Origin of the sequence: Plantactinospora sp. BC1 (assembly GCF_003030345.1) — a bacterium.
Taxonomy (GTDB): domain Bacteria; phylum Actinomycetota; class Actinomycetes; order Mycobacteriales; family Micromonosporaceae; genus Plantactinospora.
Genome location: NZ_CP028158.1, coordinates 6,545,498 through 6,568,305 on the forward strand (window position 1 = coordinate 6,545,498; position 22,808 = coordinate 6,568,305).

Annotated in this window: 19 protein-coding genes and 1 tRNA gene; 12 read left to right on the plus strand and 8 right to left on the minus strand. The window is 72.3% G+C overall.

Annotated features, from left to right (window positions below; all coding sequences use genetic code 11):
• Positions 1–80: 80 nt before the first annotated feature.
• Complete coding sequence (locus C6361_RS28705) at positions 81–470, minus strand: hypothetical protein (RefSeq protein WP_107259050.1); 390 nt, start codon at positions 468–470, stop codon at positions 81–83.
• Between the two features lie 222 nt (positions 471–692).
• Here C6361_RS28705 and C6361_RS28710 point away from each other — a divergent pair, with 222 nt between their 5' ends.
• Positions 693–1,094 carry a hypothetical protein gene (locus C6361_RS28710; protein ID WP_107264056.1) on the plus strand — a complete coding sequence of 134 codons (402 nt, stop codon included), beginning with the start codon at positions 693–695 and terminating at the stop codon, positions 1,092–1,094.
• Between the two features lie 57 nt (positions 1,095–1,151).
• On the opposite strand, the gene C6361_RS28715 is transcribed toward C6361_RS28710, so the two are convergent.
• Both C6361_RS28715 and C6361_RS28720 read right to left on the minus strand, forming a co-directional pair.
• The gene (locus C6361_RS28715) at positions 1,152–3,377 is read right to left on the minus strand and encodes an AAA family ATPase (RefSeq protein WP_107271247.1); all 2,226 of its coding nucleotides are present in this window, start codon (positions 3,375–3,377) and stop codon (positions 1,152–1,154) included.
• Between the two features lie 454 nt (positions 3,378–3,831).
• Positions 3,832–4,941 (minus strand): sigma-E factor regulatory protein RseB domain-containing protein, encoded by a 1,110-nt coding sequence (locus C6361_RS28720; protein WP_107269621.1) that lies wholly within the window; start codon positions 4,939–4,941, stop codon positions 3,832–3,834.
• Between the two features lie 116 nt (positions 4,942–5,057).
• Here C6361_RS28720 and C6361_RS28725 point away from each other — a divergent pair, with 116 nt between their 5' ends.
• Both C6361_RS28725 and C6361_RS28730 read left to right on the plus strand, forming a co-directional pair.
• Positions 5,058–5,714 carry a response regulator transcription factor gene (locus C6361_RS28725; RefSeq protein WP_107259052.1) on the plus strand — a complete coding sequence of 219 codons (657 nt, stop codon included), beginning with the start codon at positions 5,058–5,060 and terminating at the stop codon, positions 5,712–5,714.
• A 47-nt stretch (positions 5,715–5,761) separates the two neighbouring features.
• Positions 5,762–7,279, plus strand: coding sequence for a HAMP domain-containing sensor histidine kinase (locus tag C6361_RS28730; RefSeq protein ID WP_107271248.1), 1,518 nt, complete (start codon positions 5,762–5,764; stop codon positions 7,277–7,279).
• On the opposite strand, the gene C6361_RS28735 is transcribed toward C6361_RS28730, so the two are convergent.
• Positions 7,204–9,273, minus strand: coding sequence for a tetratricopeptide repeat protein (locus C6361_RS28735; protein WP_107269622.1), 2,070 nt, complete (start codon positions 9,271–9,273; stop codon positions 7,204–7,206). The two genes, C6361_RS28730 and C6361_RS28735, sit on opposite strands and share 76 nt — an antisense overlap.
• 99 nt (positions 9,274–9,372) lie before the next feature.
• Between C6361_RS28735 and C6361_RS28740 the strand changes: the two genes are divergently transcribed.
• Entirely contained in the window at positions 9,373–9,894 is a 522-nt protein-coding gene (locus C6361_RS28740) for a VOC family protein (RefSeq protein WP_107269623.1), read from the plus strand.
• Positions 9,895–9,992: 98 nt separating this feature from the next.
• Positions 9,993–10,910: a hypothetical protein gene (locus C6361_RS28745; protein ID WP_107269624.1), complete on the plus strand. Its 918-nt coding sequence runs from the start codon at positions 9,993–9,995 to the stop codon at positions 10,908–10,910.
• 86 nt (positions 10,911–10,996) lie between these two features.
• Here the strand turns inward: C6361_RS28745 and C6361_RS28750 are convergent, their stop codons facing one another.
• The 3 genes from C6361_RS28750 to C6361_RS28760 form a co-directional block, all read right to left on the minus strand.
• Positions 10,997–11,176, minus strand: a complete 180-nt coding sequence (locus C6361_RS28750; RefSeq protein WP_101365273.1) for a DUF4236 domain-containing protein — start codon at positions 11,174–11,176, stop codon at positions 10,997–10,999.
• A gap of 164 nt (positions 11,177–11,340) precedes the next feature.
• Positions 11,341–11,796, minus strand: a complete 456-nt coding sequence (locus C6361_RS28755; RefSeq protein WP_107269625.1) for an Rrf2 family transcriptional regulator — start codon at positions 11,794–11,796, stop codon at positions 11,341–11,343.
• A 69-nt stretch (positions 11,797–11,865) separates the two neighbouring features.
• Positions 11,866–12,798, minus strand: a complete 933-nt coding sequence (locus C6361_RS28760) for an AraC family transcriptional regulator (protein ID WP_107269626.1) — start codon at positions 12,796–12,798, stop codon at positions 11,866–11,868.
• Positions 12,799–13,100: 302 nt separating this feature from the next.
• Between C6361_RS28760 and C6361_RS28765 the strand changes: the two genes are divergently transcribed.
• Together C6361_RS28765 and C6361_RS28770 are read left to right on the plus strand one after the other, a co-directional pair.
• Positions 13,101–15,272 (plus strand): glycoside hydrolase family 44 protein, encoded by a 2,172-nt coding sequence (locus C6361_RS28765; RefSeq protein ID WP_159079523.1) that lies wholly within the window; start codon positions 13,101–13,103, stop codon positions 15,270–15,272.
• Positions 15,273–15,473: 201 nt separating this feature from the next.
• Positions 15,474–16,250 (plus strand): glucose 1-dehydrogenase, encoded by a 777-nt coding sequence (locus tag C6361_RS28770; protein ID WP_107269627.1) that lies wholly within the window; start codon positions 15,474–15,476, stop codon positions 16,248–16,250.
• 203 nt (positions 16,251–16,453) lie between these two features.
• Here C6361_RS28770 and C6361_RS28775 read toward each other — a convergent pair whose 3' ends face one another.
• Positions 16,454–16,885 carry an SsgA family sporulation/cell division regulator gene (locus C6361_RS28775; RefSeq protein ID WP_101365276.1) on the minus strand — a complete coding sequence of 144 codons (432 nt, stop codon included), beginning with the start codon at positions 16,883–16,885 and terminating at the stop codon, positions 16,454–16,456.
• A gap of 274 nt (positions 16,886–17,159) precedes the next feature.
• On the opposite strand from C6361_RS28775, the gene C6361_RS28780 reads away from it, so the two are divergent.
• The 5 genes from C6361_RS28780 to C6361_RS28800 all read left to right on the plus strand — a co-directional run bounded on the left by C6361_RS28780 (position 17,160) and on the right by C6361_RS28800 (position 22,774).
• On the plus strand, positions 17,160–17,777 hold the full coding sequence (locus C6361_RS28780) for a TIGR02611 family protein (protein WP_369930644.1): 618 nt from the start codon (positions 17,160–17,162) through the stop codon (positions 17,775–17,777).
• Positions 17,778–17,827: 50 nt separating this feature from the next.
• Positions 17,828–17,899: transfer RNA gene (locus C6361_RS28785), tRNA-Val, on the plus strand.
• Between the two features lie 150 nt (positions 17,900–18,049).
• Positions 18,050–18,175, plus strand: a complete 126-nt coding sequence (locus tag C6361_RS38855) for a hypothetical protein (protein ID WP_255416177.1) — start codon at positions 18,050–18,052, stop codon at positions 18,173–18,175.
• Positions 18,176–18,579: 404 nt separating this feature from the next.
• Positions 18,580–20,322: a cellulose binding domain-containing protein gene (locus C6361_RS28790; protein ID WP_159079524.1), complete on the plus strand. Its 1,743-nt coding sequence runs from the start codon at positions 18,580–18,582 to the stop codon at positions 20,320–20,322.
• 550 nt (positions 20,323–20,872) lie between these two features.
• Entirely contained in the window at positions 20,873–22,774 is a 1,902-nt protein-coding gene (locus tag C6361_RS28800; protein WP_159079525.1) for a rhamnogalacturonan lyase, read from the plus strand.
• Positions 22,775–22,808 lie beyond the last annotated feature (34 nt).

The window sequence follows — 22,808 nt, forward strand, 5'->3', positions numbered from 1 at the left end:
AGTCGCCACTGCTCGGGACACTCCGGTACACCGGTCCTCAGCGGAGACCGCGCTCCGCCGCTACGGCGTCCGGAGCATCGTCACCGTTTGCCGTGTCGCCAGGCGTTACCCAGCTTCGCCAGACCACGGCTACCCAGGTAGGCGATGGTCATCAGGGTGATGAAGAACCAGGCCTGCTGAGCCCGGAACGGGTCGACGCCGGTCGCGTCCGTACCGACCAGGTCCGCAGCCAGCAAGGTGAAGCCGACCGCCGCCAGATAGATGTAGAACTCGGTACTCAGCCAGGCGGGCTTGGTCTCGTTACCAGGATTCCGCCGTACCGGCTCGTCCATCCGGCGCTGCATCTCCGACAGAGTCTGCTGTATCTGCTGGTTGGAGATGTTCTGGGCACCCATCTCCCGGGTCGGTGCCGACTGCATGTCCGTCACCTGCTGGCCCATCGGCTGCCTGGACGGGGTCTGCGTGCTCATCTTTTCCTCCTCGGATTCGATGAGATCTCTTCCGACCGCCAACGGTCACGGCACTTCCGCGCCCGTGGCACCCGTTGGCTACCCGACCGGCCCTGCCACAAACAGCCGCTGACCAGCGGACTATCGATCCCGCGCCGCCCGGGGTGGCCGGTGGCGTTTGCCGACCCGGGCACCGGGGACACCCGGGACGACGACAACGGACAACTCGGCGAGGTGGTGGACGTGCGCGGCGAGGACGAACGGCGGGAGTCGGCACGGCGGACCGAAGACCGGATCGGGCGCGGCAAGTACGGCCCCGGCGCGATGGAGGAGGTCACCCTCCCGGTCGACGAGGGCCGCGAGGCGCACGAACGCGACATCGAGGACCCCGCGGACCGGGCGCGGGATCCGGACGTACTGCGGGACGGCGGTCCGACCCGGAACCGGGGGGTCAGCACCACCACCGGTACCGACCGGCGGGCCGGGTCGGCGAACGCGCGCCGCCAACCCCGCCGGCCGGGCGGAAAGGTGGCACCGACCACCACCGGGGACGCGACCACCGGCGGGATCAACCCGTCGGCGGCCGGGTCCACCAGCGACGCCTCCGGACAGGCGCGGCAGATCGGTAACTTCACGGACAAGTGACCCGGCCGCCGGGCCGGCGACGCGCTCGCCGGCACGGTCCAGCGCACCGGGTGGGGCTCAGCCGACCCGGAGGATGCCCAGTCGCTGGGTCGCCCGGGTGAGCGCGACGTAGAGGTCGCTGCGCCCACGGGTGGACTCGGCGACGATCCGGTCCGGATCGACCACCAGCACCGAGTCGAACTCCAGCCCCTTGGCCTGGGCGACGGTCAGCAGGACCACCCGGCTGGTCAACTCCGGATCGTCGCCGAGCGCCACCTCGGGCTCCGCCTCGGTGACCCCGGGACCCAGTTCGTCGACGAGTCCGGCCGGCACGATCACCCCGACCCGGCCGGTGCCGACCCCGGCCACCTCGGTCCGGATCGCCTCGACCAGCCGCCCGACCAGCTCACCGGTACCGACCTGGACGTCCCAGGGCTCTTCGCCGGTGTCGCGTACCGCTCGGGGTGGGGTGAGCGTCGGGTCGATCTCCGCCAGCACCTTGGCGGCGACCGCCAGGATCTCCGACGGCGTACGGTAGCTGACCGTCAGCTCCTCCAGCCGCCACCGGTCACCGACGTACGGCTCCAGCACCGGCCACCACGACGAGGCGCCGGCCAGCGATCCGGTCTGGGCCACGTCGCCGACCAGCGTCATCGAGCGGCTCGGGCAGCGGCGCATGAGCACCCGCCAGGCCATCGGGGAGAGTTCCTGCGCCTCGTCCACGATCACGTGCCCGAAGGCCCAGCTCCGGTCCGCCGCCGCCCGCTCGGCGGTGCTCAGCTGGTCCCCGTCGGCCTGCCGCTCGGCCAGCCGGTCGGCGACGAGCAGGTCGGTGACGTCCAGCATCCCGTCCTCGGCCTCGGGCTCGTCCTCGAAGTCGATCGACTTGGAGCCGGCGGCGATCTCCAGCACGCCCTCGGCGTACTCGATCTCGGCCTGGCGCTGCCGGGCGGCCCTGGCCCGGACCGCGCGGTCGTCCTCGCCCAGCAGCTCCGCCGCCTCGTCCAGCAGCGGTACGTCGGCCGGGCTCCAGCCGCCCCACGGCTCCCGCCGCAGCGCCGCCCGCTCGGTCTCGTCCAGCTTCGGCGCCGCCACCGCGAGCCGCTGCTCCGAGGCGAACAGCCCGGCCACCACCTGCTGCGGGGTGAGGATCGGCCAGAGCCAGTCCAGCACCGCCTGCACCTCGGGCTCGGCCCGCAGCTCCCGCCGGAACTCGGCGAGGTCGGCCTCGTCGAGCAGGTTCTCCCCGCCCAGCGGGTCGGCGCCGATCCGCTCGGCGAGCTGGTCGGCGAGGGCGTGGATGATCTCGATGTCGAAGAGTGGCCGGGCCAGGTTGTGCGGCCGGTCGGTGCGGCGGACCCGGTCCCGGGCGGCGGCGACGGTGGCCGGATCCAGCACCAGGCTGTCCCGCTCGATGTTGATCTCGATCGGCTCCTCCGGTACCCGCTGCCGGTCCCGGATCGCGGCGGCCAGCACCTCGACCATGTCGAGCCGGCCCTTCAGCTCGGCGACCTCCGCCGGCTCGGGCCGGGTCGCGGTGATCCCGGGGAAGAGTTCCCCGACGGTACGCAGCAGCACGCCGGTCTCGGCGAGCGTCGGCAACACCTGCGAGATGTAGCGCAGGAAGGTCGCGTTCGGGCCGACCAGCAGCACACCCCGGGTGGAGAGGATCTGCCGGTGCGTGTAGAGCAGGTACGCCGCCCGGTGCAGCGCCACGGCCGTCTTTCCGGTGCCGGGGCCGCCCTGCACCACCAGCACCCCGTCCAGGTCGGCCCGGATCACCCGGTCCTGTTCGGCCTGGATGGTCCGGACGATGTCGGTCATCCGGCCGGTACGGCTGGCGTTCACCGCCGCCAGCAGCGCCGCCTCGCCGGTCAACCCGCCCCGGTCGCCGGCCTGGCCGGCCGCGTTCAGGTCCAGCACCTCGTCGTCGAGGCCGACCACCTCGCGATCCCGGGTCCGGATGTGCCGGCGTCGGCGTACCCCGTCCGGGGCGGCGGCGGTGGCGAGATAGAAGGGCCGGGCGGCCGGGGCGCGCCAGTCCAGCAGCACCGGTTCGTACTCGCCGTCGCCGTCGAAGATGCCGATCCGGCCGATGTAGCGGCGGGTGCCGTCGTCGAGGTCCAGTCGACCGAAGCAGAGGCCCTGTTCGACCGCGCCGAGCCGGTCGAGCTGCTCGGCGTACATCTGGACGGTGCCGTCGCGCTGCGAGCGCTCCTGCTGGGTGCCGCCGGCGTTGCGCAGCGCGGTGCGCAGTCGCCGGGTGGCCTGGGTACGCAGTTCGTCGAGGCGCCCGTAGAGCATGGAGACGTACCGCTGCTCGCCGGGGAGGTCGTCCCCGCTCGGGGCGGCGGGCCGGGACTGCCCTGCGGCCACCGACCCGTCGGCGCCGGAGGGTACGGCACGTCCGATCGGTTCGTCGGCCGGCTCGTCGAGACGCTGGTCGGGCGAAACACCGGATTGCTTTGACAAACCGTCTCCCCATTGTTAGGCTTTGCGCGGAACGGCATTATGCCGTTCTTTTTTATTTCCGAACTGAGAAACGATAGCGCGTTTCTTTACCGGCATCCATCGGCCGCGCGACCCGACGGACACACCGCGCTCGACTGATCGGCGTCCGGGATCGGGCGTCGGGGAGACGAAGAACCCGACCGGGCGCCGGCAGAGGGGCCTTGTCGCATGGCAACGGACGAGCGCCCTGCCGCCGTCGCGGCGTCACCGCGATGGCCGGGTGGCAGAGCGCCCGTCCGAGAGCCGATCACCTACCGGTCTGGGCGACCTCGTACAGCCGTTCCGGCTTCACCGCGCCGACGAGTACCCGGCCGTCGTCGGTGAGCAGGGCGGTGAAGAGCTTGCCGGTGACGAGCCGGCCGCTGCCCCACTCGCCACTCACCTCGGGGAGCCCGCCGAGCAGGCCCCGGAGCAGGCCGGCTTCCGAGCCCTCCGACCGTGTGCCGCCGCTCTGCCCCTGGGTGAATCCGGCGAGCTGCGGAACCTCGGCGACCAGTACGCTCGTCCACCCGCTGCCGACCACCGTCGGCCGCTGCACGCCGGCCGGCAGCGCCGGGCGGCCCTCCGGTCGGGTCGCCTCGGTCACCTCCGCACCCGGCGGCGGGTTGAAGGCGAACTGGGCCGGGTCGGGGCGCTCGAAGTTGACCTGGGTGAAGGCCACCTCGAAGGCGGGCTTGCTGGTGCCCTCCGGTACCACCTGGAAACGCAGCGGTACGTGCTCGGCGGCGTCGATCGCGATCGTGATCTGGCCCACCAGCGAGGTGTCGTCCCGAGGTTCGAGTACCAGTTCGTAGGCGTCCCGGCCGGCGATCGAGGCCGACCGCCCGACGCTGACCCGGGTGGTCGGATCCACCGCCGCCAACGCCTGCTCGGCGGCCTCCTGCGGGGTGCTCGGCAGGTGACCCGGTACGCCGGAGGACCTGCCGGAGCCGTCCAGGGTGGTGTGCTCGGCCCGGTTGGCCTGGCTGTCCCAGATCCAGACGTCCTTGCCGTTGCGGATGACGTCGGTCTCGCCGAGCGTGCCGAGCAACGCGACCCGGGTCTGGTCCGGGCCGGCGTGCCAGACCCGCATGGTGTGCGTACCGGAGACCAGCGAGGTGAGTTCGGCACTGCCCCGTCCGCCGATGCCGGGCAGGCTCGGCAGGCCGAGGTCGGCGCGCTTGATCACCGTTCCGGAGAGGCCGTCCAGGCGGGCGGTCTGCAGGTCGACGAGGAGCTGTGCGGCGCTGCGCTCGGGCAGGTTCGGCTCGGCGGCCGAGGCGAAGGTGCCGACCGCCGCACCTCCGCCGAGGATCGCCAGGGCCGCCCCGGTCGGGAGCAGCCACCGCAGCGCGGGGCGGGATTGCAAAACCGACATGTTCGTACCTCCTGGTCCCCATCCTGCGCCTGCCGGGCTGTGAAGCCACTGAGAACCGCTGTGGCCTCACTCAGCCGGGTGTGGTTGTGGGCGGTGGGGGATGGCACGCTTGTCCGGTGCGGTTGCTGGTGGTAGAGGACGAGGCGCGACTGGCCTCGGCGTTGCAGCGCGGCCTCCAGGCCGAGGGCTTCGTCGTCGACGTGGCCGCGAGCGGGCCGGAGGGGCTCGACCTGGCCCGGCACGGCGGGTACGACGCGATGATCCTGGACGTGATGCTGCCGGGGCTCTCCGGCTATCGCGTGGTGCGGCAGTTGCGGGCCGAGCGGCACTGGCTTCCGGTGCTCATGCTCTCGGCCAAGGACGGCGAGTACGACCAGGCCGACGGGCTGGACTGCGGCGCCGACGACTACCTGACCAAACCCTTCTCGTACGTGGTGCTGCTGGCCCGGCTGCGCGCCCTGCTGCGCCGGGGCGCGCCGCGCCGCCCGGTGGTGCTGGTCGCCGGTGACCTGCGGCTCGACCCGGCCCGCCGCCGGGTGACCCGGGACGGGGCGGAGGTGGAACTCACCGCTCGGGAGTACGCCCTGCTGGAGTACCTGCTCCGCCGGGCCGGCGAGGTCGTCTCCAAGACGGAGCTGCTGGACCACGTCTGGGACGCGAGCGTGCACACCGCGCCGAACGCCGTCGAGGTCTACGTCGGCTACCTGCGCCGCAAGATCGGCCGGGACCGGCTGGAGACGATCCGAGGGGCCGGCTACCGGCTGGTGACGTGACCCGGGCGGAGGGCGGTGACGGGGCCCGGGCGGGGCGAGGTCGGCGGCTGCGCGGCTGGCGACGGCCGTGGCTGAAGCTGAGCCTGCGGGCCCGACTCACCATCATCAGCGCGGCGGGTCTGGCCGTCGGTCTCGCCGTCGGCGGGCTGGTGCTGCTCGGCGCGCTCGGCTACGCGCTCCAGCGCACCGTCGACACCGAGGCGCTGAAGACCGCCGAGGCGGTGGCCCTGCTCGCCGGCCAGAACGCCCTGCCGGACCCGCTACCGGTCGCCGGTGGCCAGGTACGCGTCCAGGTGGTCGACGGGCAGGGCCGGATCCGGGCCGCCTCGATCGACGCCGACCGGCTGGTCCCGATGCTCTACCCGGACGAGCTGCGACGCTTCCAGGCCGGGGAACGGGACCGGTTCTACCTGCCCGGCCGGCGACTCGGCCTGGACGGACCGATCCGGGTCGTGGCGGTACCCGCCGGACCGGCCGCCGATCCGCAGACGGTACTCGTGGCGAAGTCGACGGCGGACGTACGGCACAGCGTGACCGTGGTCCGCACGATCCTGCTGGTCAGCTTTCCGCTGCTCCTGGTCGCGTTGGCCGCGGTCGCCTGGCGGGTGATCGGCGCGACCCTCCGCCCGGTCGAGACGTTGCGGGCCGGCGCGGAGGAGATCACCGGCGGGGCCCGGCCGGGCAGGTTGCCGCTGCCGGCCTCGCACGACGAGATCCACCGGTTGGCGGTGACCCTGAACGGCATGCTGGGCCGGCTGGAGTCGGCCCGGGCCCGGCAGCGCGCCTTCGTCGCCGACGCCGCGCACGAGCTGCGCAGCCCGCTGGCCAACCTGCGCACCCAGCTCGAGGTCGCGCAGCGGCTCGGTCCGGCGACGGAGTGGCCGGCGGTCGCCGACGACCTGCTCGCCGACACCCAGCGACTCAGCCGGCTCGTCGACGACCTGCTGCTGCTCGCCCGCCTCGACGACGCGGGTGGCCGGCCGCCCCGGGCCGCCGAACCGGTCGAGCTGGGGGAGTTGCTGGCCGAGGTCGCCGAGCGGTACCCGGCGCCGCCGGTGCGGGTGGTGGCGCCGAGGTTCCCGCTCTGGGTGTTGGCCGAGCCGGACGCGCTGACCCGGATCCTTGGCAACCTGCTGGACAACGCGGTCCGGCACACCAGCAGCGAGGTGGTGCTGGAGGCCGGTCCGGGCGGTCCGACCGGTCCGGCGTACCACCTGGTGACCGTGACCGACGACGGGCCCGGCATCCCGGCCGCGGACCGGGACCGGGTCTTCGACCGCTTCACCCGGCTGGACGACGCGCGGGCCCGGGACGCGGGCGGCGCCGGTCTCGGCCTGGCCATCGTCCGCGAACTGGTACGCCGCCAGGGCGGCACGGTGACCCTCGGCGACGCCGGACCCGGACTGCGGGTCGAGGTACGCCTGCCCGCCGAGCGTCCGGTCCCGGACGGCCAGGACGACGCGCTACCGACCCGGCCGGCGCCGGTCGCTCAGCGGGCCGAGGGCGACCTGCCGGGCCGCTCGGTGCAGACCGGTTCGGCCTCGCCGACGACGCTCTCCGAATAGACGACCGCGACCGAGAAGCAGTAGTTGCCCCGGGTGTCCAGGCCGTAGACCACGTAGCCGGTGGAGCCGGCCGGCAGCTCCTGGAACGGCCGGAGTTCCTGCCCGGTCCGCCCACCGGCCAGCACCACCGGTCCGGTCGCGCCGACCGGATAGCTCCAGCCCAGCGTCACGCTGCTCTGGTTGTCGGCCAGGGTCACCGAGCCGGGCGGGGTGCCGGCGGCGGCCGGCGGCGGTGTGCTCGGCGGCGCGGCCGGGGTGCCGGTGGTCGGGCCGGGCGCCGGTGGCTCCGGCTCGTCCTCCCCGGTCAGCCCGAACCCGAGCACCACGGCCACGGTGCCGAGCAGGACCAGCACCACCAGGCCGGCCACGAAGAGCGGCGGCAGTCGTCGCCCCACGGGTTGCGGCCGGTGGATCCGGACCGGCAACCGGGACGACCGCCGTTCCGGCAGGTGCCGGACCTCGGGTACGCCCCCGGCGCCGCCGAGGTCACCGGGGTGGCCCTCCGGGAGTTCCCGGTGCGGTCGCTCGACGACGGAGGTGGAGTCGAAGGCGACCTCCGGCCGCCAAGGCTCGGCGGAGGCCGGTCCGACCCGCCGCCCGAGCTCCGGGTCGTCGTCGCCGTCGGGGGTGCGGCGGGCCACGTCCGGCGGCCACCAGCCGTGTTCCGGATCGTCGTCCGCGTCGCCGCCCGGCCCGGCACCGGTGAAGGTTCCCGGCCCGGACCGGTTCGCCGCGTTGCGGGGTGTCGGGACCGGTGGCCCGGCCGGCGGCGGGCCGGCCCACCGGGGCGGCGGCTCGACGAGCGGGGCGGGAGGCAGCCGGGGCGGCGGCACCGGCGGGGCGTCGGTGCCGGTCCGGGCGGACCGGGGCGGCGGTGGCGGCGGAAAGCGCAACGGCGGCAACTCGTCACGCGGTGGCAGCTCCGCGTCCGGCGGATGCTCTCCGCCGTCCGGAAAACCCCCCGGCACCCCGTCCCGGTACGGCTGGTCGTGCTGCCCGGCCCTGCCCGGGTACGCCGACGCCGCCGCCCCGCCAGCCTGCGGCGGTACGGCGGAGTGCTGCGGGTGGTGCGGGTGCGCCCTACTCCCGCCGTGCTCCGGGTGCTCGGGGTACGGATCGGGCTCGGGGTACGGATCGGGCTCGGCGTACGGGTCCGGCTCGGCGTACGGGTCCGGTTCGGGGTACGGGTCGGGTTCGGCGTGCCGGGGTTCGGGGTGCCACGGCTCGGCGTACTCCGGGGCGTGCTGGGTCCGGCCGGTCGGCGCGTGCGGGTCGTCGGCGGATTCCGGCTCCGGGTCCGCGCAGACGTGGTCGGGATCCGCCGCCGCCCGGGCGAGGGCCGCCACCTGCGCCGCCAGCGGATGGTCGGCCGGCAGGTGTTCCCGGCACAACTCCAGGGCCAGGGCCAGGTGCTCGTGCGCCCGGGTGAAGAGCCCGCAGTCGCGCTGCATCGCGCCGAGCCGGGCGAGCATCCGGATCCCGCCGGGATGCCCGTCACCGTAGACCTCCCGGTGCAGCTCCCAGGCGTCCTCCAGCCGGTTGCGGGCCAGCGTGCACTCGCCCTGGGCGTACTCGACGGTGGCCAGGTCGGCGTGCGCGGCGAGTACCCGCAGCGACTCCGGCCCGTCGTTGGCGGTGAGTTCGATGATCACGTCCCGGTACAGCCGGGCGGCCCGGGTGTGGTTGCCGGTCCGGTGCAGTACGGCGGCGAGGGTCGCCGCGGTGGCGACGGTCCGCTGGTCGGCCGTCCCGTGGAGCCGGGTGGCCGCGGAGTAGGCGAACGCGGCCCAGCCCCGGGCGGCGTGCGGGTCGCCGAGCGCCACCAGCACCCGGGCGTGCAGTCCGGCCGCCTCGGCCAACTCGACGGAGGCGTGCGCCGGGCTCGGGTCGGCGGCGTCCAGCGGCGGGCCGAGCAGATTTCGGGCCCCGGTCAGGTCGCCGGCTGCCACGAGCGCGTTCGCCTGCTGGGTGAGTTCACCGAAGCCGGAAGCCACGCCCCATCGTGCTCGCCCGGCGACGTTCAGTACAAGAGGGCAGGTGGGGCAGTTTGGTCGTCATACCGGGCGTCCGGCTCGGACGGCTACCGTGGAGCGATGGGGATCCACCGGCTCAACCACGCCGTACTCTTCGTCCGCGACCTCGCCCGCAGTGTCGCCTTCTACCGGGACGTCCTCGGTTTCCGGCAGGTGCCGATGACGCCGGAGGGTTTCGACGGGGCCGCCTTCCTCCAGGCGCCCGGTTCCACCAACGACCACGACCTCGGCCTCTTCGAGGTGGGTGCCGCCGCCGGCCCGTCCGGTGCCGGGCGGAGCACGGTCGGCCTCTACCACCTGGCCTGGGAGGTGGACACCCTCGACGAGTTGTCGGCGCTCGCCGGGCGGCTCTCCGAGGCCGGCGCGTTGGCCGGCAGCTCCGACCACGGCAGCACCAAGAGCCTCTACGGCAAGGATCCGGACGGGCTGGAGTTCGAGGTGGTCTGGTTGGTTCCGGCCGACGGGCTCGACGAGCAGACCCTCGCCGCGCGCCGCCGGATCTCGCGGCTCGACCTCGACCGGGAGAAGCAGCGGTACGGCGGGCAGACCCGGGGCGGAGTCGGCGTCTCCGTCCCGTCCTGACCGGCGCCCGGGGGCCGGGGCGGCTTCCGTCGACGGTCGGTACCGGGACGGCGACCGTCGAGGTGACAGGGGCGGGCCGGGCAGGGTAGAACCGCAGCATGTCCACGGACCCGATCGGCGTCGTCAAACGGGAACTGCTGGTACGCCAGCTCGACTCCTGGGCGCCGGCCGCGCTGCACCGGTCCCGGCGGGCAACCTTCGCGCAGGCGTACGCCGGGGCGGACGGCGGGACCGCCGACGCCGCGCTGCGGGTCCTGGTCGAGTTCGCCGACCTGCTGCGGGGTGGGCGGATGACGGCGCTGACGCTCGGTCGGGCCGACGACCACGACCTCGCGGCACGGCACGCGACGGCGCAGGCGGAGTTGCCGGCCGGGCTGGCCGCGCACCTGATGCCGGGCGGGGTCGACCGGGTGCCGGTGGCGCTCAAGGCTGCCGTCGCGAACGGTGCTCCGGTCTTCGCCTACCTGGACGGCACCGGCGGCCCGGAGCCGGCCGTCGAGGTGCTCGCGGCGGTCGCCGGTGGCCGCCCCGCCGAACTGCTGCTGGTGCTCGATCCGCCGGTCTGGTCCGGGGCCGACCACCGACGCCGACTGGCCGGGGTCGGGCTGCCGCTGGTGACCGAGGTGGAGCTGGTCGCCGACGACCGGGCCGAGGTTCTCGTCTTCGCCACCGCCGCCGGCAAGCGGCTGGACGCCTTCAAGAACGCGCTCTGGGCGGTCGACGAGTACGCCGGGGTGCGCTACCGGGATCCCGGCGACCCGGAGGGACACCTGCTGGACATCTCGCTGGCACCGCATCCGGGGCCACTACGGCGGGAACTCCTGGCCCGGCTGGCGTCGGTCGGCGCCGCGTCCGTCACCGAGCTGCGGCAGTTCACCGCCGAGCGGACCGTCTATCGTCCGGCGGACACCAACCGGGTGCTCACCGCGTTGCTGGCGGCCGGGGTGGTGCGCCGGGAACCCGAGGCGGGCCGGCTCGCCGGGGACGTGACGATCACCGCCACACCCTCCACCTGAGCCTGCCGCCCGGTCGACGGGCCGTGGCCGGGTGCCAAACAGGGACGCCGACGACCTCGCCGGCATCCCCGTCCGTCACCGCTTCCTCAGGACCGCGACTTGTCCTGCTTCCAGGACAGCGGGCCGGGCAGGTCGACCCGGTGCGCCCGGGCCCGGGAGTTCCACGACCAACGTCCGATCTTGATACTCCACGACGAGAAGCCGTTCTCGGTGAAGTTGAGGATCAGTGGACCGAACTTCTTGCGCTTACGGAACATCAGACCCACGGTCCTGCTCCCTTCGGGACGACTGTTTCGGTGACCGGCAAGTCAACTGCTTGGGTGACCGGGAAAATGCCCCGTACGGATGTTCGGCAAACGTGCACCGGCGTCGGCGGGACCGCGTCCGGTCCGGTGAGGACGGTCCGGGATGGCCGGTGCCGCCCCGTCGCTCAGCGCGGCTGCCAGGCGTCCGGCCTGGTGGTCAGCTTGCGTACGTGCGCCGGCATCCGGCCGCTGATCAGTTCGGCGAGACTCACCTCGTCGACGACGTCCCGTACCGCCGCCCGGACGGCGACCCAGAGCCGGGGCAGGTTCTCGGCCGCCCCGTCGTACCGGGTCTGCTCGGGGCGCATCCCGCGGATTCCGGCGAGGGGGCCGTCCACGGCACGCAGGATCATGCCGACGGTCACCTCCCGCGGCGACCGGGCCAGCGTGTAGCCGCCCTCCGCCCCCCGCTGCGCCCTGACGATCCCGGCCCGACGCAGGTCGCCGAGGACCGCCTCCAGGAACTTCCGGGGCAGGTCCTGCTCGGCGGCGAGCGCCTGGGCGGACATCAACGCCGGGTACGCCGCCGCGAGGCTGAGGCCGGCCCGTACCGCGTAGTCACCGCGCGCCGAGATCTGCACGCCTCCATCATCCACGCCCCGGTGTGGCGGGCCGACGGCGGCGGGTCGGGGCCGGACGGCGGCGGCCGGTCAGCCCGGCAGGGCGGTGGTCCGGCCGGAGAGTCCGGCCCGGAAGGCGCCGGGACTGTGCCCGACCTCCCGGTGGAAGAACCGGCCGAAGTTGGTCGGCTCCGGGAAGCCGAGCCGCCGGCCGACCTCGGCGACCGGGAGGTCGGTCGCGGCGAGCAGCCGTCGGGCCTCCAACGCCACCCGCTCGTCGATCACCTGTTTGGCGCTGCGGCCGGTGGCGGCCAGGCAGGCCCGGGTCAGGGTACGGACGGAGCAGTCGAGCCGGCCGGCGTAGTCCTCGACCCGCCGGGTCTGCCCGTACGAGCGCTCGACCTCGTGGCGGAGCCGCCAGAAGGTGCCGGTCGGGTCCGCACCGTGCGGGTCGGCATCGGCATCGGCAGCGTCCACCACCTGCCGGGCGGGGGGCAGCGCGCCGGGGTCGGCCGGGTCGCGGGGCAGCAGGGCCAGGCGCAGCAGCAGTACGGCGAGCTGGTGCCGGAGCAGTTCGGTGGCGAGGGTGCCGCCGCCGTGCCGCTGGCAGTCGACCACCAGTTGACTGACCTCGTTGATCACCGCGTCCTCGTCCTCGCCGGCGAGCTGCCAGTAGCCGGCGGTGAACGGCGGCCCGATCGGCGACACGCCCAGGTCGTGCATGGTCTCCGGGGTCCAGCAGACCATCACGGCATCGAGTCCGCTCTGCCCGCCGTGCTGGACGACCTGGCCGGGCCGGACCCAGAGCAGCGACCCGGGCCGGCACGGGTACGTCCGGAAGTCGATCTCCTGGGTGCCGTGTCCGACGGTGACCAGGATGAGCAGGTGTCGATCGACCAGCAGTGGCCCCCGCCGGGCCGGGTCGAGGAGGTAGTCACGCAGGGTGAAGGTGCGGATGCCGGCCCAGCCGGGCGGGGCCGGCAACTCGCCCGACGTACCGGGAAGTTGACCGAATCGGACCATCACCTGCGACGTTAGCCGTCGGCGGCCCGCCGCGCACCCCTCGGGGGGCCCGTGTCCGGCGTCGACCGCGCGGCGGGAACCGCTGCTGGCGGGGGTCGCCGTGCCGACCGGATCCGCGCCGGGGCCGGACGGCCAGACATCGACGTACGACGTTGACCGTCGGCTCGGTTGATCGGTAACCTGGCCCCGGTCCGGGCCACGACCAACGCGCGCGGGACAGCGACGGGTGCACGCGAGACACACCGAACTTGCCACGTCCGCCCTTTCCGGGCCGGACATCCGAGGAGTTCCGGAGATCCCGCATGCGCCGTACCACCATCACGCGTCGTAGATCAATCCTGTCCGCCGCCGTCAGCGCCGCGCTCGTCGCCACCGGGGCGCCGGTGGTCGCCGCCCCGCCCCCGGGGTTCGCCGAACCGGGCCCGGCACTGGAGGTCGACGTCGCCGCCGACCGGCATCCGATCAGCCCGCACATCTACGGGATGAACTTCGTCGACGAGGCCCTGGCCGAGGAGTTGGCCCTGCCGGTACGCCGCTGGGGCGGCAACGCCACCACCCGCTACCACTACCGCTACGACACCACCAACCGCGCCTCGGACTGGTTCTTCGAGAACATCGCCGAGGAGAACGCCGACCCGGCGGCGCTGCCGGACGGATCGTCCACGGACCGTTTCGTCGAGCAGGACCGGCGTACCGGCACGGACACCGTGCTGACGGTGCCGCTGATCGGCTGGGCGCCGAAGGCCCGGGACGGCTCGTGCGGCTTCTCGGTCGCCAAGTACGGGCCGCAGGAGCGTACCGACGAGTGGCGTCCCGACTGCGGCAACGGCGTACGGCCGGACGGCTCCCTGGTCACCGGCAACGACCCGCACGACACCAGTGTGGAGGTCGGCCCGGAGTACGTCCGGGAGTGGCTGCGCCACCTCACCGGCAAGTACGGCACGGCGGCCGAGGGCGGGGTGAAGTTCTACAACCTCGACAACGAGCCGGACATCTGGCACTCCACCCACCGGGACGTGCACCCGACCGGGGCGAGTTCGGCGGAGCTGCGCGACCAGGCGTACGCGATCGGTGCGGCGGTCAAGGAGGTCGACCCGTCGGCGGCGACGCTCGGCCCGGTCGGCTGGGGCTGGACCTCCTGGGACCACTCCGGGCTCGACCAGGAGGTGTGCGGGCGTACCGGGTGCTGGGCGAACCCGCCGGACCGGCCGGCCCGGGACGGGCTGCCCTTCGCCACCTGGTACCTCCAGCAGATGCGCGACTACGAGGAGGCGCACGGGCAGCGGGTGCTCGACTACTTCGACATGCACTTCTATCCGCAGGCCTCCGGGGTGGCGTTCGGCAACGGCACCGACCCGGCGACCAACGCGCTGCGGCTGCGCTCCACCCGGGCGCTCTGGGACCCGACCTACACCGACGAGAGCTGGATCAACACCCAGGTCCGGCTGGTGCCCCGGATGAAGGAGCTGGTGGCGGCGAACTATCCGGGGACGAGGACGGCGATCACCGAGTACAACTGGGGGGCGCTGGACCACGTCAACGGGGCGCTGGCCCAGGCCGACGTACTCGGGATCTTCGGTCGGGAGGGGTTGGACCTGGCGACCCTCTGGGCGCCGCCGGCCGCGAGCCAGCCGGGCGCGTACGCCTTCCGGATGTACCGCAACTACGACGGCGCCGGCGGCCGGTTCGGCGAGGTCGGGGTCCGGGCGACCTCCGCCGACCAGGAGGCCCTCTCGGTGTACGCGGCCGAGCGCGGCTCGGACGGCGCGCTGACCGTGATGGTGGTGAACAAGAGCGGGGTGGAGCGGACCAGTTCGCTGGCGCTGCGCGGCCGGTCCGCCGCGACCACCCAGGTCTACCGGTACGGCGCCGGCAACCTCGGCGCGATCGTCCGGGAGGCGGACCAGCGGATCCTGGTGCCGCCGCCGGTGGCCGGCGCGCCGAACGGCACCCTGTCGCACACCTTCCCGGCCGACTCGGTGACGCTCTTCGTGATCGGGGCGCCGGAGAGCCCGCCGCCGCTGGCGGTGCTGCACCGCAACCTGGACCGGTCGGCCACGGACGCCCGGATCCGTCCGGCGTTCGAGCTGGAGAATCCCGGCCGGGTGCCGGTCGAGCTGTCCCGGCTGACCGTGCGGTACTGGTTCACCCGGGACGGTGGGCGCGGCGCGGTGCAGGCGGCCTGCGTGCAGGCCACGATCGACTGCGCCAACGTGACCCGGTGGCTGGTGACGCTGCCGAGATCCCGGCGTGGCGCGGACGGCTATCTGGAGGTCGGGTTCGGTCGGGGTGCCGGGACGTTGCCGGCGGCCGGGAGGACCGGCCCGATCGAGTTGCGGTTGACCAAGGCGGACCGGTCGCGGTTCGTCGAGACCGACGACCACAGCTGGCGGCCGGCGGGGCCGGGCTACCAGCCCAGTACCCGGATCACGGTCCACCTGGACGGCGTACGCATCGCCGGGACCGAGCCGTGACTCCGGCGGGCTCGCCATCAGCCGGGCGCTGAGCGATGATCATCGGGACCCGGTCGTGACCGTCTGCTCGACCGGGCCGTAGCGCAGCCGTGCCGGCCGGAGTTGTCGGGTCGGGGCGGTCAGGATTAAGTTACCGAACAGTACGTGAAACGGGTCGGCCGGCGCCCCGGTGCCGGCCGCCCACAACCTGCAGAGGTGTGCATGCCAGGTCTCTTCTCGGTCGAGGGCAAGGCGGTGCTGGTCACCGGCGGCACCCGGGGGATCGGGCTCATGATCGCCCGGGGATTCGTCGAGGCGGGCGCCCAGGTGATCATCTCGTCGCGCAAGGCGGACGTCTGCGCGGAGATCGCCGAGCAGCTCTCCGACCTCGGCCGCTGCGAGGCGATCCCGGCGGACATCTCCAACGCGGCCGGGGCGGCCCGGCTCGCCGAACAGGTCCTGGCCCGGGTGCCGGCGCTGGACGTACTGGTCAACAACGCCGGTGCGACCTGGGGCGCGCCGCTGGAGGCGTACCCGGAGAGCGCCTTCGACAAGCTCTGGGCGGTCAACGTCAAGGCGGTCTTCCAGTTGACCACCGCCCTGCTGCCGGCGTTGCGCGCCTCGGCCAGCGCCGACGACCCGGCCCGAGTGATCAACATCGGCTCGATCGACGGCATCCGGGTGCCGTGGATGGAGGTGTACGCCTACTCGGCCACCAAGGCGGCGGTACACATGCTGACCCGGAGCCTGGCCCACCAGCTCGCCCCGGAGCACATCACGGTGAACGCGATCGCACCCGGCCCGTTCGAGAGCAAGATGATGGCGTTCGCGCTGGACGACCCGGCGACCCGGGCGACGATCGAGCACCAGGTGCCGCTCGGCCGGATCGGTCGGCCCGACGACATGGCCGGCGCCGCGATCTACCTCGCGTCCCGGGCCGGGGCGTACCTGACCGGAGCGGTCATCCCGGTCGACGGCGGCATCACCACGCACGGCTGACCCCGACCGGAGCCCGCGCACGGCTGCCCGGACACGCACGCCCTGCCGGACCGGAGGCCCCGCACGGCTGCCCGGACCGGAGGTCACCTCGCCGACCGGGTGCCGGCCCACCGACCAGACGTCGCCGCGCGGACCTCGGCAGGGTCCGCGCGGCGTGGCGTTCCAGCGGCGTGACGTGCCCGCGAGGCCGTCGCGGGGAACGGTCAGCGACCGGCCAGTAGTCGGTTGACCGCCGTGTCGACGTCGAGGTGGTCGCCTTCCCGGCCCCGGGGGACCACCACGTACGTCCTGCGCAGGAACCTGACCAGGACGCTACGTGGCACCTCGAACAGTGCGTTACCGTCCGGTGATGAGAGCGCGAGCGCGACGAAGTCGCCCCGGGGTGTGGCCCAGGGCCAGACCCGGACGTCGCCGATCCCGGCCGGCTCATCGAGGCCGGTGACGAGCAGTTCCCGCGCGAAGGACCAGCTCACCGCTTCGCCCCCGGCGGATTCGGCATGGAACAGGACATGGACCGCATACGGGTCGGCTGGGTCGTAACGCAGGCTGGCACGCACGGGCAGAGCCGTGGCGTCAGGTGCAACGAGCCTTAACGACGTCTCGACCTCGACCGTGGTCGGTCGGATGACACTCATGGACGTTCTCCCCCCGGCACCGCTGCGGGACGTATGTGTCCCGCCTTTCCCATCCTCAGGTGCTACTCATGGTTACGCTCCGCCATACGCTGATATCACCCAGTAGTGGGAAGAGGCTTCCTAGTCACCGATCGAAATCGAATCTTTATGTAGGATGTCCAGTTCTGCCCAGGTACTCGATCCCACCCGATGCCGGATGGTTCAGCCGTCGACTCACTCCGGTAACGTCCAGTCGTCCTGTTGAGTGACGGGCCGGGCCACACTGGGGGATGAAATGGCTACGAATCCATCCTCAATGGAGAAAGCGGCTCTGTCGGGCGCATCGAGGGTGAACGGGGTCGGCGCCGGGGCCCGCTCCGGCGTCGCGGGGGCGGTCGAGGAGCGGAGGTACGACGTGCCGGAGGACGAGCGCGTCCCACGGGGGGACTGGTCCGGACCTGCGACGGAGTCGCCGACGGGCGTCGGTGCGGAGGCTCCGCTCGAACCCTTCGTGACGCAGACCCGGCGGCAACGGGTACGCCGGACGCTGGAGATGATCCGAGCGAATCCGACCGGTCGGATCGCGTTGAAGGTCTTCGTGGCGGTCGCGGGTGCGATCGTCGTCACACTCGGCCTCGCGTTGATTCCGCTCCCGGGGCCCGGCTGGCTGATCGTGATCGGCGGGCTGGGCATCTGGGCGGTGGAGTTCCACTGGGCCAAACGGCTACTCGGCTTCACCCGTCGGCACGTACAGAGCTGGGCACGCTGGGTACGTGAACAGTCACTGCTGGTCCGGATCGTCCTCGGCTCGGTCGGGCTGGTCTTCGTGGCGCTGGTGGTCTGGCTGTCGGTACGGGCCAGCCTCGGCATCGACCTGATCGCCCGGTTCATGCACTACATCGCGACGCACTGACCCCTAGGTCGCGCGGACTCCGGCCGATCGGGTACAGTCGTCCGCGCTGAGGGCGATTAGCTCAGCGGGAGAGCGCTTCGTTCACACCGAAGAGGTCACTGGTTCGATCCCAGTATCGCCCACCGAAGTTGGCACCGCGCGAACCACGTGTTCGCTGTCCAAGAGGGCTGGTCCGTCGAGGGCCAGCCCTCCGTCGTTGCCCCCTGCCCCCTGCCCCCTGCCTCCTCGCCGGTGCCGGCGAGTCGAAGATCGGCCGGACACCGCCGTCGGCGATGGGGGCGACCGCGGCCGGGCTGATCCCTGCCCTGGCCGGCGGGGATACGCTCGCCCAGACCCGGGTCGAGCCGGCCACCAAGCTCGTCGTACCCGGGAGCGGCGCGCCGCCGCCCCGCCGGTGACCGGTCGCCGGGATCCCGCCCGGTCCGTGCCGGGTCGGTTCGCCGCCTCCCCGCCGGTCCATCCGGGAGTGCCGTTTTCCCGGGTACGTCCCGGATCCGGGCGACGTGCAGAGACGTTTCCTTGTGCTTTCACATTGCTTCTGGGATTCTAGTTCATCGATGGATTGGCATCCCTGGACAGGTCGGATCGGAGCAGGCGGCGCGCGGAGTCGGCCCCGTTCGGTCCAGGAGGGCGGAAGCCAACCACGACGTCGCCGGCCGCACACCCGCCGACCCACCGCCGGGATGAGACTCCGCACGCCCGGCTGACCCCAGCGGGTCCGGCAGATCGTCCTCGGTGGTGAGGAACGGGCCCTGCCCGTCGACCCGCAAGGCTGTCGCCGCACGAGCCAGTGGAGTAGACCATGAAACAGTCCCGGATTCTGTGGGTGGCCGCGGCGACCGCGCTGGTCACCGTGGCAGGAGTCCTGACCGCCCCGTCGCTGTCGGCCGCAACCCCCGACATCACGGTCAACACCGCCACGGCGTACCAGACGATCGACGGGTTCGGGGCCGCGACCCCGATCTTCGGTGGTTCCGGTAGCCCGTGGACGACAAGCGAAACCCAGACCCTCGTCGGTACCGGCCAGGGCCAACTCGGCCTGTCGATCGTCCGGACCGTGGTGTCGCCGGTGTCGAGCGAGTGGGGCCTGTACGCGAGCAGCCTGCAGACGGCGAAGGCGTACGGCTCCGACGTCAAGATTCTCGCCTCGCCCTGGACGGCCCCGGCCAACTTCAAGACGAACAACAGCAGGACCAACGGCGGCAAGCTGCGGACCGACTACTACGACGACTATGCCGAGCACCTGAACAGTTACGTGCAGTACATGAAGAACCAGGGCGTCGCGATCGACGTGACCTCGGTCCAGAACGAGCCGGACTGGCACCCCGACTACGACTCGATGGACTGGACCGGCACCGAGTTGCGAAACTGGGTCCGCGACCAGGGCGCCAAGGTCAGGGACACCCGGCTGATGGTCGGCGAGTCCCTGAGATTCAACCGCGCCTACTCCGACCCCACGCTCCAGGACGCCGCCGCGCGCAACAACATCGGCTACGTCGGCGGGCACCTGTACGACGCCGAGAACAGCGGCAACCTCTCCCCGTACCCGCTCGCGGCCCAGTACGGCAAGAACCAGTGGATGACCGAGTGGAACCTGCACGCGGCGGACGGCGGTGGGTCGAACATCTGGGGGAACCCCGGCAACGCGACCGTCTGGAACGAGACCCTCGACGACATCATCCGGACCGTGCACAGATCGATGGAGGCGAGTTGGAGCGCCTACGTCTGGTGGTACGGCCGCCGCTTCTACTCCTTCATCGGTGACGGCGACTCGCAGTACGGGACCACGAAGGGCGCGGTCCTCAAGCGCGGTCACGCGTTCGCGCAGTACTCCAAGCATGTCCGGCCGGGGGACAGGCGGGTCGCCCTCTCGAAGAGTTCGCGGGCTTCCTCTCTGGAGGTCACCGCCTACCAGGGGAGGGGCAAGGTGGTGCTGGTGATTCTCAACCGCTCGAACAGCGCCGTCGACAACGCCGTCGTCCAGACACCGCAGAGCATCTCGAAGGCGGAATACTCCGTCACCTCACAGAGTCTCAGCGGGGCGTCCCAGCCCGCGACCGTGAGCGGCGGACAGGTGACCGTCAACGTCCCCGCACGGAGCATCTCCACGATCACCGTCACCGAGGGACCGGCCGCCAGCAACCCGCCGACCACTCCACCCAGTACGGCACCGACCACTCCACCGACCACCGCACCGACCACTCCGCCCACCACCGGTCCGCCGGTCGGCGGCGGAACCTGTCGGGTGACCAACTCGATCACCGCCTGGGACACCGGCCTGGTCGACAACGTCACCATCACCAACACCGGTACGAGCGCCATCGACGGCTGGTCGCTGAGATTCGTCCTCCGACCCGGGCAGACCATCACCTCCGGCTGGAACGCCACGTACTCGACGGTCAGCGGTCAGGCGACCGCGACGAACGTCGGCCACAACGCCGGCATACCACCGGGTGGCTCGATCACCATCGGCTTCCAGGCCAGTCACGGCGGCGACAGCGCCGCACCGACCAACTTCACCCTCAACGGCACCGCCTGTAGCTGACCGCCCTGTTCCGCCGGATCCCCGGTCTCTGCGGCCAGATCGACGGATGTTAGCGCTCACGCTTCCTGAGTGTCGAGGTTGCCGACGGGTGCGCGCGTCGTGGGTCGCGGGTGCACCCGAAGGCCGTAAGCGGTTGCCTGTTATGGGTTTGGCGTTCGATCGTACGCGCCCGTACCGGCCACAGTGGACGGATCTCCGCACCCCGGTCGGTCGCTGAGGGCACTTGACGTGCGAGTCACACCATGTTTACCGTCGTCAATGTAAACGTTTGGCCCGATCTCGTGGTGAACTGCTCTCCGGCGCTGGCCAGGGGCAGCCACCTGGCTCGGGCCGGGTTCAGGAGCGCGGACCGAGCGGCACGTCCTGCTCGACACCGGGGCACGCTTGTTAGCGCTCACGTAAAGGCCATCCTCGTCAGCACGATTCCGGACCGGCTGCCGCGACGTTCTGCATCCGGGCAGGCAACACCGAACGTCACGCGCACCCCGGTACGGGCCAGGGCCATTCCACCGGTGCCGCCTCCCCGCGCACCCCTACCCAGGACGGTTCAATGAAACGTATCAACCACCACCCCGCGCCGGCCGGTCTGTCGCGCGCCCGCCGGTCGGCGCCGCGGCTGGTACTCGCCGCCGCCACCGCCCTCACCGTCGGCGCTGCCGGCGTCGTCACCCCGACCGGCGCGTACGCCGGCACCGACCCGCTCCCCGCCAGCGGCGCCGCCGCACCGGCCGACGCCCACGGGACCACGGAGAAGCTGAACCGCGGACTGATCGCGATCCGTTCGGACAAGGGCAACTTCGTGTCCTGGCGGTTGCTGCGCAGCGATCCGGCCGGGATCGCCTTCAACGTCTACCGGGGCGCACTGAAGGTCAACGCCACCCCGATCACCAAGGCCACCAGCTACCTCGACGCCGGCGCGCCCGCGGACGCCAGCTACTCGGTCCGCCCGGTCACCGGCGGGGTGGAGTTGCTCTCCGCCGCCGAGTCCGAGGTCGTACCGTTCGCCACCTCGCGTGACGTGCCGTTGCAGATCCCGCCCGGCGGCTCCACGCCCAGCGGCGAGTCGTACAGCTACTCGGCCAACGACGCCAGCGTCGGGGACCTGGACGGCGACGGCGAGTACGAGATCGTGCTCAAGTGGGACCCGTCCAACGCCAAGGACAACTCACAGTCTGGCTACACCGGCAACGTCTACATCGACGCGTACAAGCTCAACGGCACCCGGCTGTGGCGGATCGACCTCGGCCGCAACATCCGGGCCGGTGCGCACTACACCCAGTTCCAGGTCTTCGACTACGACGGCGACGGCCGCGCGGAAGTGGCGATGAAGACCGCCGACGGCACCCGCTCCGGTACCGGACAGGTGATCGGCAACGCCAACGCCGACCACCGCAACTCCAGCGGCTACATCCTCGCCGGCCCGGAGTTCCTGACCATGTTCAACGGCCAGACCGGCGCCGTGCTCTCCACCGTGAACTACGAGCCGGCGCGCGGCAACGTCTCCTCCTGGGGAGACAACTACGGCAACCGGGTGGACCGGTTCCTGGCCGCGACCGCGTACGTCGACGGGCAGCGACCGTCTCTGATCATGGCCAGGGGCTACTACACCCGGGCCGTCATCGTCGCCTGGGACTTCCGCAACGGCAGCCTGACCCGGCGCTGGACGTACGACTCCGGCAACAGCGGCGGCGCCTACGGTCAGGGCAACCACAACCTCTCCGTGGCCGACGTCGACTCCGACGGCCGTGACGAGATCATCTACGGGGCGGCCACCATCAACGACAACGGCAGCCTGATGTACTCCACCGGCTTCGGGCACGGCGACGCGCTGCACGTCGGCGACCTGATCCCCAGCCGGGCCGGCATCGAGGTGTTCACCATCCACGAGTCCGGCAACCAGCCGGCCGCCGACGTACACGCCGGCAGCAACGGCCAGGTCATCTGGCAGCGGCCGAACAACGGGGGATCCGAGGGTCCCGGCCGTGGCGTGGCCGCCGACATCTACGCCGGCAACCCCGGCGCGGAGTTCTGGGGCTCGGGCACCAACATGGGCAACCTCTACAACAGCTCCGGCGCCTCGATCGGCCGGAACCCGTCCTCGGCGAACTTCGTCATCTGGTGGGACGGCGACGCGCAGCGGGAGCTGCTCGACGGCACCCGCATCGACAAGTACGGCACCGGTGGCGACACCCGGCTGCTCACCGGCTCCGGGGTCGCCTCGAACAACGGCACCAAGTCCACCCCGGCGCTCTCCGCCGACATCCTCGGTGACTGGCGTGAGGAGGTCATCTGGCGTACGTCGAACAACTCGGCGCTGCGCATCTACTCCACGACCGATTCGACCAGCATCTCCCGGCCCTCGCTGATGCAGGACCGGCAGTACCGGGTCGCCGTCGCCTGGCAGAACACCGCGTACAACCAACCGCCGCACCCCAGCTTCTCGATGGGATAGTCGGTCGAGACCGACCGCCGACGACCGGCGGGAA